Here is a 13,512-nt window from a genome sequence, read left to right on the forward strand (position 1 = left end):
ATCGAGGGCATGACGATGACCGCTTCCGGCACTGCCCTGCACCGCGCCGACGGCGCGGCCCCCCGCATCCTCGTCGTCGACGACGAGCAGATGCTCACCGACCTGCTGTCGATGGCCCTGCGCATGGAGGGCTGGGACGTGCGCACCGCCGCCAGCGGGTTCGAGGCGCTGCAGGCCGCCCGCGACTACACGCCGGACGCGATGGTGCTCGACATCATGATGCCCGACCTCGACGGCATGAGCGTGCTGCAGCGGCTGCGGCACAGCGGCAACAACGTACCGGTGCTGTTCCTGACCGCGAAGGACTCCGTCGGCGACCGGGTGGCCGGGCTCACCGCCGGCGGCGATGACTACGTCACCAAACCGTTCAGCCTCGAAGAGGTGGTCGCCCGGCTGCGCGGCCTGATGCGCCGCGCCGGCACCGCCCAGGCGGTCGAGGCCGAGCCGATCCTGCGGGTGGGCGACCTCTCACTGAACGAAGACAGCCACGAGGTCGACCGCGCGGGGCGGTCGATCGAACTGACCGCGACCGAGTTCGAACTGCTGCGCTACCTGATGCGCAACCAGCGCCGCGTGGTGTCGAAGGCACAGATCCTCGACCGGGTCTGGAACTACGACTTCGGCGGCCGGTCCAGCGTCGTCGAGCTGTACATCTCGTACCTGCGCAAGAAGATCGACCAGGGCGAAGAGCCGTTGATCCACACCGTGCGCGGCGTCGGCTACATGATCAAAGCACCCCAGTGACCGCACCCGCGCCGTCGGCCGGCCGAGGCCGGCTGAGTCTGCAGACCCGGCTGATGGCGACGGTGATCGGCATCGTCGCCCTCATCCTGGCGGCGGTCGCCCTGGCCACGAGCGCGATCCTCGGCGGCATCCTGCAGCAGAACCTCGACACCAAGGTGCGCGACGTGACCGGTGTCGTGGTGCAGCGCGGCCTGCCGCCCACCACCATCGCCGCCGGTTCGATGGTGGCCTACCAGACCCTGCAGAACTCCCCCCGCCAACCCGGGTTCCTGCTGGTCGTGCAGGCCGCCGGCGGCGCGCCCGACGGCGCCTACGTCGACACCACCGGGGTGGTGCGGCCCCTGTCGAGCCGTCAGGTCGAGCAGGTCGCGACGAGCCTGCAGCACGAACTGACCGCGACGGTGTCGGTGGACTCGCTGGGACCGTACCGACTGCACAAGGGCAGCGTGGGCGACGCCTACGCCCTCGCCGGCGGCCTGCCGCTGAGCGAGGTCGACGAGACCATCGCGCAGATCCTCACCACGGTCGCGCTGGTGACCCTGGGCGGCCTGCTGTTGCTGGCCGCCGCCATCGCGGTGGTGATCCGGCACGGTCTGCAGCCGCTGCGGGCGGTGGCCGACACCGCCACCCGGGTGGCACGGCTGCCGATGGCGCAGGGCGACGTGTCGATCTCGGAGCGGGTTCCCGCCGACCAGGTCGACGAGCGCACCGAGATCGGCCGGGTGGGTGCCGCGCTGAACACCCTGCTCGACCACGTCGGCACGTCGCTGCAGGCGCGCCAGCGCAACGAGGAGCGGATGCGCGCGTTCGTCGCCGACGCCAGCCACGAACTGCGCACCCCGCTCGCCTCGATCCGCGGTTACTCGGAGCTGTCGCTGCGCGACCCGTCGCTGAGCGAGACCACCGAGCAGGCGCTGGAGCGCATCCAGGCGCAGAGCCTGCGGATGACCGCGCTGGTCGAAGACCTGCTGCTGCTGGCCCGGCTCGACGAGGGCCAGGAGCTCGTGTTCGGCACCGTCGACCTCACCCGCCTGGCGGTCGAGGCGACCGGCGACGCCCAGGCGGCCGGCGGCGGGCACCACTGGATCGTGGACGTGCCCGAGGTGCCGGTGGTGATCGCCGGCGATGCCGCCCGGTTGCACCAGGTCGCCGCGAACCTGCTCGCCAACGCCCGGACGCACACCCCCGCCGGCACGACGGTGACCACCACCGTCGCCCGGGACGGAGCCGATGCGGTGCTGCGTGTGCACGACGACGGCCCCGGCGTCGACCCCGCGGTCGCCGCCGAGCTGTTCGAACGGTTCGCCCGCGGCGACCGGTCGCGGGCCCGGCACACCGGCGGCACGGGCCTGGGCCTGTCGATCGCGCGCGCGATCGTGCACGCGCACCACGGCACGATCACCGTGCACAGCACCCCCGGCGACACCACGTTCGAGGTGCGGCTGCCGGCCCGCCCCGCCGACCCGGCCGAGACACCGGCGACGGATGCCGCAGCCGTACCGGCTCAGTAACCGCTGAACGCGTCGGTGGTGATCGAGCGGGCCCGCTCGAGCGCAGGCGCCAGGTCGGCGATCAGCCCCGCCGGGCCCGAGACGTAGGCGTGCCGCTGCGCCAGGTCGGGGACGAACCGCTGCAGGCCCGCCGCATCCAGCCGCACGCCGCCGGCCCACTCCCAGTGCGCGGGCAGGTCGGCCGGACGGTCACGGGTGAACACCACCACCCGCACCCCGGCGGCTGCCAGGTCATCGCGGAACGCCAGCTCCGAGGCATCCGAGGCCACATACACCACGACGATGTCGCGCTGCTGACCGATCGCGGTCAGGTGGCGCAGCTGCGACACGAACGGGGTCACGCCGATGCCGGCGGCGACCATGAGCAGGCGCCCGGCGGGATGCCGCGGCAGCACGAAGTCACCCCACACGCCGGTCACCGCCAGCGCCGTTCCCGGGCTCACCGCAGCCAGCGCCTTCTTGTAGGTCGACTGCGATCCGCGCCGGAACGCGATGCGCACCTCGGGCAGATCGTCGGGTGCCGAGGCGATGGAGAACTCCCGCCGGGTGCCGCGCGCGTCGGGACGGCGGTGCGGCACGTCGAGCTCGAGGAACTGGCCGGCGGTGAACGAGAACCCCCGACCGGCGCGGAAGGTCAGCTCCTCGACCGTCGGGGTGATCTCACGCCGGCCCGAGAACACCAGCCGCACCGCGGCACGCACGGCGAACGCGAACGCGAGCAGGTTGCCCACCAGCAGCGCCCGCTCGGCGCCCAGGCTCACCGCGGAGGAGCCGATCAGCGGCGCCCAGCCCACAAGCACACCCACCACGGCCGCCACCGTCAGCTGCTGCCAGCGCCGCGGCGGCAGGGTCAACGGCTCCGACAGCATGAACGCGCCCAGAAACAGCAGCGGCGACGACCACAGCTGCTGCCACACGATCTGCCACACGTCCACGTCCACGCCGGCATCCCGGTACGCCAGCGCGACCGCCACCGTGCCGGTGACCAGCGCGATCACCCAGAACAGGGCGATCACCCGCAGCTTCTCGGTGCGCCACAGCACCACCACGCCCAGCAACAGCACGACCGGACCGAACTGCGGCGACCCCACCCACCACGACGAGCCGCCCAGGGCCACCGCGCCGGTGCCCGCGCTGATCAGCGTCAGCACGGTCGCACCCACCGCGGCCGGGTTGAACACGTGACGTCCCCGCCACGCGAGGACGTATTTCGAGGCGGATGCCACGGCCGCGGCGATCGCGATGCCGCACAGCCCGATCGGGTCGGCCGAGGGCCGCAGCACGAACAGCAGGATCGCGGCGGTGATCAGCGACGACTCGACACGCCACGGCAGACGCAGCAGGCGCTGCGCGGCGGCATCCACCGCCGTGCACACCACGACCAGCACCGCACCGCCGGCCAGCAGCTCTCCCGGCCCCGGACCGGCGAGGCCCGCCAGCGAGAGCCCCAGGGCGATGACGGTGAGCACGCCCAGCGCGTACAGCGCCAGGCGGTACATCGAGATCTTGCCGAGGACCGCGAAGCCGCGGTTCCACAGCGACGTCAGTGACGCGAGCACGACCGATCAGGCCGCGCCGTCGAACATGCTGGTCACCGAGCCGTCGACGAACACCTCGTGGATCGCCCGTGCCAGAAGCGGGGCGATCGGCAGGATGCGCAGACCCGGGAACAGCTTCTCGGGCGGCAGCGGGATGGTGTCGGTGACGACCACCTCGTCGATCGCCTCGTCCTGCAGCCGCTCGGTCGCCGGGTCGCTGAACACCGCGTGCGTGGCGGCGACGATCACCCGTTCGGCACCGTTGTCTTTGAGCGCCTGCGCGGCCTTGAGGATGGTGCCGCCGGTGTCGATCATGTCGTCCACCAGCAGGCACACCCGTCCGTCGACCCGACCGACGATCTCGTTCACGGTGACCTGGTTGGCCACGTTCGGGTCGCGCCGTTTGTGGATGATGGCCAGCGGCGCCCCGAGCGAATCGGACCACTGGTCGGCCACCCGCACCCGGCCGGTGTCGGGCGAGACGACGGTGAGCTTGGCGCGGTCCTCGTCGGAGAGGGTGCGCACGAAGTGGTCGAGCAGCACCGGCTTGGCGAACAGGTGGTCGACGGGCCCGTCGAAGAAGCCCTGGATCTGGGCGGCGTGCAGATCGACGCTCATCACCCGGTCGGCACCGGCGGTGCGCAGCAGGTCGGCGACCAGGCGGGCGCTGATCGGCTCGCGGCCGCGACCCTTCTTGTCCTGCCGCGAGTACGGGTAGTACGGCGCCACGACGGTGATCCGCTTCGCGGATGCGCGCTTGGCGGCATCCAACATGATCAGCAGCTCCATCAGCCACTCGTTCACCGGCGGGCCGAACGACTGCACCAGGAACACGTCGCAGCCGCGCACCGACACCTCGAACCGGGTGAGGATCTCACCCGAGGCGAACGTGCGGTGTTCGGTGGGCACCAGCTCGGTGCCCAGAGCCGCGGCGACGTCGGCGGCGAGGGCGGGGTGCGAACGCCCGGATGCCACCACCAGGCGCTTCTTGGTCTTGGCGACCAGTCCGGGCGCTATGCCCCGGTCGCGATCGAGATCAACCTTCTTGTCCTTGTGGCTCATCGCCCGCCTTCTGTGCGGACCGTGCGCGCGCAGCGACGTCAGCCGCCTTCGTGCCCGGTCGGTTCTTCTCGACCCACCCCTCGATGTTGCGCTGGGGTGCCACGCTCAAGGCCAGGGCTCCGGCGGGCACATCCTTTCGGACGACGGCACCCGCCCCGGTCTTCGCGCCATCTCCGATCCTAACCGGCGCGACGAACACGTTGTGTGAGCCGGTGTGCACCTCGTCGCCGATCTCGGTGCGGTGCTTGGTGAGATCGTCGTAGTTGGCGGTGATGGCGCCCGCGCCCAGGTTCACGCCGCGCCCGATCGTGGTGTCGCCGATGTACGACAGGTGCGGCACCTTGCTGCCGGCGCCGATGGTCGCGTTCTTGGTCTCAACGAACGTGCCGATCTTGCCGCCGTCGGCCAGCTGCGTGCCCGGCCGCAGGTAGGCGAACGGGCCGACGTTCGCGTCGGCGCCGATCACGGCGAGGGTGGCGTCGGTGCGGCGCACGACCGCGCGCTCCCCCACCTCGCAGTCCACGAGGCTGGTGTCGGGTCCGACGACGGCGCCTTCGGCGACGGTGGTGGCCCGCAGGATGTGCGTGTTCGGCAGGACGGTGACATCGGGCGCGAGCGTGGCGGTCACGTCGATCCAGGTGGTGGCGGGATCCATGATCGTGGCGCCGTCCAGCTGCCAGCGCCGCACGGTGCGTGCGTTGAGCACGCGCGCCGCCTCGGACAGTTGCACCCGGTCGTTGACGCCCAGCGCGGCCGCGGCATCCGGCGCCGGCAGCGCCTGCACCGGTTCGTGCCGCGCACACAGCAGGGCGACCACGTCGGTGAGGTACATCTCGCCCTGTGCGTTGTCGGTGCCGACCGCGGGCAGCTCGGCGCGCAGCGCGTCGATGCGGAACACGTACACGCCGGCGTTGATCTCGCAGATGGCGGCCTCGTGCGCGGCGGCGTCCTTCTGCTCGACGATCCGCTGCACCCCGCCGTCGGCGCCGCGCACCACCCGGCCGTAGCCGTGCGGGTCGTCGACGGTGGCGCTGAGCACCGTGGCCGCGGCGCCGCTGCCGCGGTGGGCGTTCAGCAGCTCGGCGAGGGTGCTCGCCTCCAGCAGCGGCACATCGCCCGAAAGCACCAGCACGTCGCCGCCGAAACCTGCCAGCGCCTCGAGGGCCTGCTGCACGGCCCGGCCGGTGCCCGGGGTCTCGTCCTGGTCGACGATGCGCGCCGTGGGTGAGGCATCCGTCACCTCGGCGACCACGAGGTCGCGTTCGTGCCGCACCACCACGACCGTGTCGGCCGGGTGCAGACGGGCAGCCGTGTCGAGCACATGCCCGACCAGCGAGCGCCCGCCGATGCGGTGCAGCACCTTCGGCAGCGACGATTTCATGCGCGTGCCCTGGCCGGCCGCGAGGATGACGATGGCGAGCTGGTTGTCTGTCATGCTCCGCCGCCAGGACTCGAACCTAGACCTCACAGCTCCAAAGGCTGTCGTGCTGCCATTACACCACGGCGGACCGCCGCATCCGCGGCCCGATCAAGTCTGCCAGATCGCGCCGGGCACGCCGACTGGCCGATAATGAGGTCGTGACCGCCCCCACCGACGAAGTCGACCGTATCGTCCGGGCGTGGGTCTCGCAGCGTCCCGATCTGGACTTCTCGCCGCTGGAGGTGCTCTCGCGCGTGGACCGGCTCTCGCGGCACCTGGACCGCGCCCGTCGCGAAGCATTCCGGCGCAGCGAGCTGGAGCCGTGGGAGTGGGATGTGCTCTCGGCACTGCGGCGGGCCGGCGAGCCGTTCCGGCTGACCCCGAAGCAGCTGCTGCAGCAGACCCTGGTCTCCAGCGGCACCATGACGAACCGCATCGACCGGCTCGTCGGGCGCCGGCTCGTGCACCGGGAGGCGGATCCGGCGGATGGGCGCAGCATCCTGGTCGTGCTCACCGGCGACGGCAAGACGCGGGTGGATGCCGCGATCACGCGCCTGGTGGATGCCGAGGCGACCCTGCTGTCGGGCCTGAGCCGCACCGACCGAGAACGGCTGGCGGGGCTGCTGCGCAAGCTCAGCCTCGGCTTCGACACCTGACTGCGGTGCCGCCGGCGGCGCGGCGGCGCGTAACCGACGGCGCGCCGCGGCGGGCGATGGCGGATCAGGCGCGTCAGTCGATGACCGGCGGATGCTCGGCGATCCGGCTCGAGGGCAGCCACCCGGCCTCGGCGCCCCGGTCGAAGAAGTGACGGAACGCGTACACCAGCGGATGCCAGGCGCGCGGGTCGATCTCGCCGGTGCCGTCCTGCACGATCGCCTCGTCGGCGTGCACGCGCACCACCTCGGCCTCGACCATGAAGTACGACCGGTCCAGTCCCGGGGTCATGCGCCGCACCATGGCCTCGAACTGCAGCGCGCATTCGCGCACCCGCGGGGCGTCGACGAGGTCGGAGCGCTGCGGCGTGAGCCGGGCGGCGGCGAACTTGTCGTGCTCGTAGGTGTACCGGTCGCGCTTGGCCTCGGGCACCGGGCTGCGCCCGGTCAGGTGCGACAGCCGCACCAGCGCGGGCCACAGCGGCGCCGATGGATAATTCACGGTGATGCCGGCACGCGCGGCCATGTTCAGCGCGGTCTGACCGTCGGCCTCGATTCCCAGGCACAGCATCCGTCCCAGCGCCCACGACGACGAGGCGGGCGCGAGGTTCGGCGACCCGTCGGCGTTCGTCGAGGCCACCAGCAGGGCGGGCGTTCCGACGTAGAGGACGTGCGGGTTCGCGACGACGTGTGCCATGGCCCGAACGTATCAGCCGGCGCACCGGACCTGACGCGAGATGACGGGGGCATGATGGGAGCATGACCGATGATGCGTGGATGCCGCAGCCGGAGGCATCCGTCGACGGCACGCCCGCCGAGCCCGCAGGCGACGCCGCCTGCTGGCTGCCGAGCCTGTGCGCCGAGTGCGGCGCGTTCATCGAGGGCCCGCCGGGCACCGCGTGCTGGCGGTGCGGCGGCACCCGTCGCGAGGGCGACGACTGACCTGCCCTAGCCTGGAACGGTTATGGCACATCTTCTCGGGGCCCAGGCCCTGCACCTGGAATACCCGACCCGGGTCGTGTTCGACGAGGTGTCGCTGGGCGTGGACGCCGGCGACCGCATCGGCATCGTCGGCCGCAACGGCGACGGCAAGTCGAGCCTGCTCGCGATGCTGACCGGCCGGCTCGAGCCCGATTCCGGGCAGGTCACGATGCGCGGCGGGCTGCGCATCGGCGTGCTCGAGCAGCATGACGCCCTGGACGACGACGACACCGTCGGCCACGCGATCGTCGGCGACGCGCCCGAGCACGTGTGGGCGGGCGAGCCCCGCGTGCGCGACGTGCTGGCGGGGCTGGTGACCGACCTGCCGTGGGACGGCCGGATCGGGACGCTGTCGGGCGGGCAGCGACGCCGGGTCGCACTGGCTGCACTGCTCGCGCAGGACCTCGACGTGATCGCCCTGGACGAGCCCACCAACCACCTCGATGTGGAAGGCATCGCCTGGCTGGCGCGGCACGTGAAGACACGGTGGACCGCGGGCACCGGGGCACTGCTGGTGGTCACGCACGACCGGTGGTTCCTCGACGAGGTGTGCACCGACACCTGGGAGGTGCACGACCGGACGGTCGAGCCGTTCGAGGGCGGGTACGCCGCGTACATCCTGCAGCGCGTGGAGCGCGACCGGCAGGCGGCGGCGATCGAGGCACGCCGGCAGAACCTCGCCCGTCGCGAGCTGGCGTGGCTGCGCCGGGGCGCGCCGGCACGCACCTCGAAGCCGAAGTTCCGCATCGACGCGGCGAACGCACTGATCGCCGACGTCCCGCCACTGCGCGACGAGGTGGCGCTGCGCGCGCTGGCCACCGCACGCCTGGGCAAGGACGTCGTCGATCTGCTCGAGGCATCCGTCGCCTACCCCGACCCCGACACCGGCACGCCGCACGAGGTGCTGCACCGGGTCGAGTGGCGCATCGCACCCGGGGAGCGCACCGGCATCCTCGGGGTCAACGGCGCCGGCAAATCGACGCTGCTGGGCCTGGTGGCCGGCACTGTGGCGCCTACCGGCGGACGTGTGAAGCGCGGCAAGACCGTGCAGGTCGCGACCCTGTCACAGCGGATGGACGAGCTGACCGAACACCTCGACAAGCCGGTGCGGATCGTGCTCGACAAGCTCCGCACCACGTACACGTTCGGCACCGGGTCGAAGGCGGCCGAGTTGACGCCGGGGCAGCTGCTGGAACGGATGGGGTTCTCGTCGGCGCAGCTGTCGACGCCGGTGAAGGACCTGTCGGGCGGGCAGAAGCGGCGGTTGCAGCTGCTGCTCGTCCTGCTGAGCCAACCGAACGTGCTCATCCTGGACGAGCCGACGAACGACCTCGACACCGACATGCTCGCGGCGATGGAGGAACTGCTCGACTCGTGGCCGGGGACGCTCCTGGTGGTCTCGCACGACCGGTACTTCGTGGAACGGGTCACCGACCAGCAGTACGGGATTCTCGCCGGTGCCGACGGTGCCGGGCGGTTGCGTCACCTGCCGGGCGGCGTCGACGAGTACCTGAAGCTCCGCGCGGCGCTCCCCGTCCTCGAGCGGGCGAAACCGGGTGACTCGTCCGGGAGTGCCCCGGTCCGCGAGCCTGACGGGCTCTCGGGTGCCGACCGGCGCGCCGCGCAGAAGGAACTGTCGGCGATCGACCGGCGCTTGCAGAAGCTGCAGGGCGAGATCGGGCGACTCGACGATCGGCTGGCCGCCGCGCACGACGACTACACCGCACTGCTCGCCCTGCAGCGCGATCGGGACGCACTGACCGACGAGACGGCCCGGCTCGAGGAGCGCTGGCTGGAGCTCTCCGAGCAGTTGGAGTGAGCGGTCAGATCGGCCGGACGTCGCAGTAGCGCCGCGCCGCGCGCGCGAGTCGGTGGTCGCCTCAGTCACGATCCTCTCGCCCTTCGTGCACGAGACGCACGATCTCGTCGGGGTCGAGCGCGTCGCCGTGCGCACGCGACGCCGCGCCGATCTCGGCGTTGGAGCGGTACCGCACGAGCTGCGTGAGCTCGCGGGCCACGAAGTCGGACGGGGTCATCCGTCCGGAATCTGTGGATGACCTATTTCAGCCCGTTGTCGGCGAGGAACTTCTTGGCGATGTCGGCGGCGGACTTCTGGTCGACGGTGTTCTGCACGTTCATGTCGACCAGGGCCTCCGGGGTGAGCTTGGCCTGCACGGCGTTGATCACGTCGGCGACCTTGGCCTCGACATCCTTGTTCACCACCGGCACCACGTTGGATGCGAGGATCATGCCCTTCGGGTCCTGCAGCACGACGAGGTCCTTCGTCTTGATCTCGGGCTGCGAGGTGTAGATGTCGGCCACGTTCACGGTGCCGGCAAGCAGGTCCTCCAACGTGGTGTCACCGGTGCCCTTGAACCCGATGTCGATGCCGTAGACCTTCTTCAGCCCCTTCGGGCCGTACGGGCGATCGGCCAGCTCCGCGTTTCCGCCGAGCACGAGCGGCTCGGTGACGTTCGCGAGATCGGCGATCGAGACGAGGTGGTATTTGTCGGCGAACGCCTTGGTGACCGTGTACGAGTCCTGGTCGGTGGCGGTCGCTTTGTCGAGCACGGTGAGCCCGGCGGGCATCGCCTTCTGCAGTGCCGCGTAGACGTCATCGGGCGTGGTGGCGGTGGCGGTCTTGTCGAGCCACTGCAGCAGGTTGCCGGTGTACTCCGGGAACACCTGCACCTCGCCGTCCTCGATCGCCTTCATGTAGGCATCCCGCTGGCCGATGTTGAACTTGCGCTGCACCTTCAGTCCGGCGCCCTCGAGCGCCTGCGCGTAGGTCTCGGCGATGATCTCGTTGGACGGATAGCTCTGCGAGCCCACGACGATCGCGGACGAATCCCCGCTGCTGCCGCCGGACGGCTTGTCGAGGGGGTTGCTCGACGCGCAGCCGCCGAGGGCCAGCGCCGCACCGACGATCGCGGCAGCGACGGCGATGGTCTTCTTCGCGGTGATCATGGTGCTTCTCCTTCTGTTGGGGACTGTCGGGGTTCTGTGGGGACTGTCGGGGTCGGGTTGGGTCGGTCTCATGCGGTCTGCGGTTCGGGGGCGGGATGCCGCGGCCGCGCGGGACGCGCCCGCACGCCCCGTGGCACCACGACACGCTGCAACAGCGCGAACAGCCCGTCGAGCACCAGTGCCAGCGCCGCGACGAGCAGGGCCCCTGCCAGCACCATGTCGAACCGGCCGAGCGGCAGCCCGGTGATGATGTACTGGCCGAGCCCGCCGATGCCGACGTACGCGGCGATGGTCACCGTGGCGACGACCTGCAGCACGGCGGAGCGGATGCCGGCGACCAGCAGCGGCATCCCCAACGGCACCTCGATGCGCCACAACACCTGCCAGGGCGTCATTCCCATCGCATACCCGGCGTCGATGACGGAACGGTCGATCGCCTCGAAGCCGGAGTACGCGCCGGCGAGGATCGACGGGATGCCCAGCACGACGAACGTCACCACCGCCGCCTCGGGTTTGTGGATCACGCCCATCAGCAGCACGAGCAGGATGAACAACCCGAACGACGGGATCGCGCGCGCCGCCCCCGAGATCGCGACGGCGATGTCGCGTCCGCGGCCGGTGTGCCCGATCAGCCAGCCGATCGGCACCGCGACCACGGCGGCTGCGGCCACCGACACGGCGGTGAACAGCAGATGCACACCGAGGCCGACCGGAATCGGGTCGGTGCCCGACAGATCACCGGAGAGGATCCAGCGGATCGCGTCGACGAGGTAGTTCATGCCGTCGCCTCCGCAAGCCGCGCCGCGCGCCGCGGGCGCCGGGATGCCCGTGCCCACGGCATGAGCAGGCGCCCGGCCAGCACCAACAGCAGGTCGACGACGACGGCGATCACGATCACCGCCACGATGCCGGTGAACACTTCGACGAGGATGCGCCGCTGCAGGCCGTTCGTGAAGAAGTAGCCGAGGTTCGTGACGCCGACCAGGATCCCGACGGTGGCGAGCCCGATCGTGCTCGAGGCCATCACCCGCAGGCCGGCCAGGATCACCGGACCCGCCAACGGCAGATCCACCGTCCAGAACCGGCGCAGCGGCCCGTACCCCATCGCCACCGACGCGAGCCGTACGTCGGCGTCGACCGACGCGAGTCCGTCGGCGACGGCCCGCACCATGAGCGCGATGCCGTACAGGGTCAGCGCGACGATGAGGTTCACGTCGCTGAGCACGCTGATGCCGAGAAACAGCGGCAGCAGGATCAGGAGTGCCAGCGACGGGATCGTGTAGAGCAGCCCGGTGACCACGAGGATCGGGCCGTGCAGCAGCCGGTACCGCCACGCCGCCCAGCCGAGCGGGATCGAGATCACGAAGGCGAGCACGATCGGGATCGCGCTCTGCCGCACGTGCACGAGCGACAGGTCGAGGATCGATCCGAGATTGTCGGCGATCCAGCTCACCCGCCGTCTCCGTCCTCGACGAGGGCGCCCTGGGTGCGCCCCTGCGCGTCGACGACCACGGTGCCGCGCGAGGTCTGCTTCAGGCGCAGTGCCCGGCGGCCGCGTTCGGCGCCGATGAAGCTCGACACGAAGTCGCTCGCGGGCGCCTCGATGATCTCGCTGGGCGTGCCGACCTGGGCGATCTGGGCCCCGACCTGCAGCAGCACGACCTGGTCGCCGAGCAGGAACGCCTCGTCGACGTCGTGCGTGACGAACACGATGGTCTTGCCGATCTCGCTCTGCAGCCGCATCAGCTCCTGCTGCAACTCGGCGCGCACGATCGGGTCGACGGCGCCGAACGGCTCGTCCATCAGCAGGATGTTCGGGTCGGCGGCCAGCCCCCGCGCGACGCCCACCCGCTGCTGCTGGCCGCCCGAGAGCTGGCTCGGGTAGCGGGTCGCCATCTGCTCGTCGAGGCCCACGGTGTGCATCAGCTCGCGCGCCCGGGCCCGGGCATCCTTCTTCTTCGTGCCCTGCAGCACCGGCACGATCGCGATGTTGTCTTCGACGGTCAGGTGGGGCAGCAGCCCGGAGTTCTGCATGACGTAGCCGATGCTGCGCCGCAGGGCGACCGCGGGGCGCGAGGCGATGTCGTCGCCGTCGATCTCGATCACGCCGCCGGTGGGATCGACCATCCGGTTGATCATGCGCAGCAGCGTCGTCTTGCCGCAGCCGCTCGACCCGACGAACACGGTGGTCCGGTGCGCGGGGATGACCAGATCGAAGTCGCGGACGGCCTCGGTGCCGTCGGCGAAGCGCTTCTGCACGCCGCGGAACTCGATCATCCGGTTCTCCGTCCGTCGCGTGCGGGGCTCAGTCGACGACCTCGACTTCTTTCCAGAACGCGACGTACCCGGAGAAATTCCGCCCCACCTTGTCGATGGCGCTGGGATACGGCGTCGGGTACGCCCACGCCCGGTCCTTCAGCACCTCGTTGCCGACCTTCACCGAGTAGTACTGGCACTCCCCCTTCCACGGGCAGGTGTACGGCGTGTCACTGGTCTGCAGCAGGTCGAAGTCGACGGATTCCGGGGGGAAGTACCAATTGCCCTCGATGCGGATCAGATCGGCCTCGTCCGCCTGGGCGATGGTGGTCTCACCGAGTCGTGCCTTCATGGTCGTGCCTCCGTGCCGCTCGTTTTTC

General features: G+C 70.9%; 15 protein-coding genes and 1 tRNA gene. 5 read left to right on the top strand and 11 right to left on the bottom strand.

The features are described from left to right. The first annotated feature begins 9 nt into the window (after nucleotides 1–9). Together H577_RS0102435 and H577_RS0102440 are read left to right on the top strand one after the other, a co-directional pair. On the top strand, nucleotides 10–744 hold the full coding sequence (locus tag H577_RS0102435; protein ID WP_245570310.1) for a response regulator transcription factor: 735 nt from the start codon (nucleotides 10–12) through the stop codon (nucleotides 742–744). Next, nucleotides 741–2,255 (top strand): ATP-binding protein, encoded by a 1,515-nt coding sequence (locus H577_RS0102440; RefSeq protein ID WP_036283305.1) that lies wholly within the window; start codon nucleotides 741–743, stop codon nucleotides 2,253–2,255. The genes H577_RS0102435 and H577_RS0102440 overlap by 4 nt, the downstream gene beginning before the upstream one ends. Here the strand turns inward: H577_RS0102440 and H577_RS0102445 are convergent. The 4 genes from H577_RS0102445 to H577_RS0102460 all read right to left on the bottom strand — a co-directional run bounded on the left by H577_RS0102445 (nucleotide 2,249) and on the right by H577_RS0102460 (nucleotide 6,363). Then, nucleotides 2,249–3,814: a flavodoxin reductase gene (locus H577_RS0102445; RefSeq protein ID WP_029144604.1), complete on the bottom strand. Its 1,566-nt coding sequence runs from the start codon at nucleotides 3,812–3,814 to the stop codon at nucleotides 2,249–2,251. The two genes, H577_RS0102440 and H577_RS0102445, sit on opposite strands and share 7 nt — an antisense overlap. Nucleotides 3,815–3,820: 6 nt before the next feature. Beyond that, nucleotides 3,821–4,855: a ribose-phosphate diphosphokinase gene (locus H577_RS0102450; RefSeq protein WP_029144605.1), complete on the bottom strand. Its 1,035-nt coding sequence runs from the start codon at nucleotides 4,853–4,855 to the stop codon at nucleotides 3,821–3,823. After that, nucleotides 4,830–6,290, bottom strand: coding sequence for a bifunctional UDP-N-acetylglucosamine diphosphorylase/glucosamine-1-phosphate N-acetyltransferase GlmU (glmU, locus tag H577_RS0102455; RefSeq protein ID WP_029144606.1), 1,461 nt, complete (start codon nucleotides 6,288–6,290; stop codon nucleotides 4,830–4,832). Before glmU ends, H577_RS0102450 begins: the two co-directional genes overlap by 26 nt. Nucleotide 6,291: 1 nt before the next feature. After that, nucleotides 6,292–6,363: transfer RNA gene (locus H577_RS0102460), tRNA-Gln, on the bottom strand. 70 nt (nucleotides 6,364–6,433) lie between these two features. Between H577_RS0102460 and H577_RS0102465 the strand changes: the two genes are divergently transcribed. Beyond that, a complete protein-coding gene (locus tag H577_RS0102465; RefSeq protein WP_029144607.1) occupies nucleotides 6,434–6,931 on the top strand; it encodes a MarR family winged helix-turn-helix transcriptional regulator in 498 nt (165 codons plus the stop codon). 73 nt (nucleotides 6,932–7,004) lie between these two features. Here the strand turns inward: H577_RS0102465 and H577_RS14810 are convergent, their stop codons facing one another. Beyond that, nucleotides 7,005–7,625 carry a flavin reductase family protein gene (locus H577_RS14810; RefSeq protein ID WP_051191624.1) on the bottom strand — a complete coding sequence of 207 codons (621 nt, stop codon included), beginning with the start codon at nucleotides 7,623–7,625 and terminating at the stop codon, nucleotides 7,005–7,007. A 62-nt stretch (nucleotides 7,626–7,687) separates the two neighbouring features. Between H577_RS14810 and H577_RS14815 the strand changes: the two genes are divergently transcribed. Together H577_RS14815 and H577_RS0102480 are read left to right on the top strand one after the other, a co-directional pair. Continuing rightward, nucleotides 7,688–7,870, top strand: coding sequence for a hypothetical protein (locus H577_RS14815; protein WP_036283308.1), 183 nt, complete (start codon nucleotides 7,688–7,690; stop codon nucleotides 7,868–7,870). Between the two features lie 22 nt (nucleotides 7,871–7,892). Further along, complete coding sequence (locus H577_RS0102480; protein ID WP_029144608.1) at nucleotides 7,893–9,728, top strand: ABC-F family ATP-binding cassette domain-containing protein; 1,836 nt, start codon at nucleotides 7,893–7,895, stop codon at nucleotides 9,726–9,728. 61 nt (nucleotides 9,729–9,789) lie between these two features. On the opposite strand, the gene H577_RS17510 is transcribed toward H577_RS0102480, so the two are convergent. The 6 genes from H577_RS17510 to H577_RS0102510 form a co-directional block, all read right to left on the bottom strand. Beyond that, nucleotides 9,790–9,945: a hypothetical protein gene (locus H577_RS17510; protein ID WP_156876527.1), complete on the bottom strand. Its 156-nt coding sequence runs from the start codon at nucleotides 9,943–9,945 to the stop codon at nucleotides 9,790–9,792. 22 nt (nucleotides 9,946–9,967) lie between these two features. Next, complete coding sequence (locus H577_RS0102490; protein WP_029144609.1) at nucleotides 9,968–10,876, bottom strand: ABC transporter substrate-binding protein; 909 nt, start codon at nucleotides 10,874–10,876, stop codon at nucleotides 9,968–9,970. Nucleotides 10,877–10,944: 68 nt separating this feature from the next. After that, nucleotides 10,945–11,655, bottom strand: coding sequence for an ABC transporter permease (locus H577_RS0102495; protein WP_029144610.1), 711 nt, complete (start codon nucleotides 11,653–11,655; stop codon nucleotides 10,945–10,947). Further along, nucleotides 11,652–12,329, bottom strand: coding sequence for an ABC transporter permease (locus H577_RS0102500; RefSeq protein WP_029144611.1), 678 nt, complete (start codon nucleotides 12,327–12,329; stop codon nucleotides 11,652–11,654). The genes H577_RS0102495 and H577_RS0102500 overlap by 4 nt, the downstream gene beginning before the upstream one ends. Further along, a complete protein-coding gene (locus H577_RS0102505) occupies nucleotides 12,326–13,153 on the bottom strand; it encodes an ABC transporter ATP-binding protein (protein ID WP_029144612.1) in 828 nt (275 codons plus the stop codon). The genes H577_RS0102500 and H577_RS0102505 overlap by 4 nt, the downstream gene beginning before the upstream one ends. Before the next feature lie 28 nt (nucleotides 13,154–13,181). After that, a complete protein-coding gene (locus H577_RS0102510; RefSeq protein ID WP_029144613.1) occupies nucleotides 13,182–13,484 on the bottom strand; it encodes a DUF427 domain-containing protein in 303 nt (100 codons plus the stop codon). Nucleotides 13,485–13,512 lie beyond the last annotated feature (28 nt).

It is taken from the genome of Microbacterium luticocti DSM 19459, assembly GCF_000422405.1.
In the GTDB taxonomy this organism is placed as follows: Bacteria; Actinomycetota; Actinomycetes; order Actinomycetales; family Microbacteriaceae; genus Microbacterium; species Microbacterium luticocti.

Coding starts and splice junctions, on each gene's coding strand:
- H577_RS0102435 (WP_245570310.1), top strand. CDS start 10: ATGACGATGACCGCTTCCGGCACTGCCCTGCACCGCGCCGACGGCGCG.
- H577_RS14815 (WP_036283308.1), top strand. CDS start 7,688: ATGACCGATGATGCGTGGATGCCGCAGCCGGAGGCATCCGTCGACGGC.
- H577_RS17510 (WP_156876527.1), bottom strand. CDS start 9,945: ATGACCCCGTCCGACTTCGTGGCCCGCGAGCTCACGCAGCTCGTGCGG.
- H577_RS0102495 (WP_029144610.1), bottom strand. CDS start 11,655: ATGAACTACCTCGTCGACGCGATCCGCTGGATCCTCTCCGGTGATCTG.
- H577_RS0102510 (WP_029144613.1), bottom strand. CDS start 13,484: ATGAAGGCACGACTCGGTGAGACCACCATCGCCCAGGCGGACGAGGCC.
- H577_RS0102490 (WP_029144609.1), bottom strand. CDS start 10,876: ATGATCACCGCGAAGAAGACCATCGCCGTCGCTGCCGCGATCGTCGGT.
- H577_RS0102505 (WP_029144612.1), bottom strand. CDS start 13,153: ATGATCGAGTTCCGCGGCGTGCAGAAGCGCTTCGCCGACGGCACCGAG.
- H577_RS0102480 (WP_029144608.1), top strand. CDS start 7,893: ATGGCACATCTTCTCGGGGCCCAGGCCCTGCACCTGGAATACCCGACC.
- H577_RS0102450 (WP_029144605.1), bottom strand. CDS start 4,855: ATGAGCCACAAGGACAAGAAGGTTGATCTCGATCGCGACCGGGGCATA.
- glmU (WP_029144606.1), bottom strand. CDS start 6,290: ATGACAGACAACCAGCTCGCCATCGTCATCCTCGCGGCCGGCCAGGGC.
- H577_RS14810 (WP_051191624.1), bottom strand. CDS start 7,625: ATGGCACACGTCGTCGCGAACCCGCACGTCCTCTACGTCGGAACGCCC.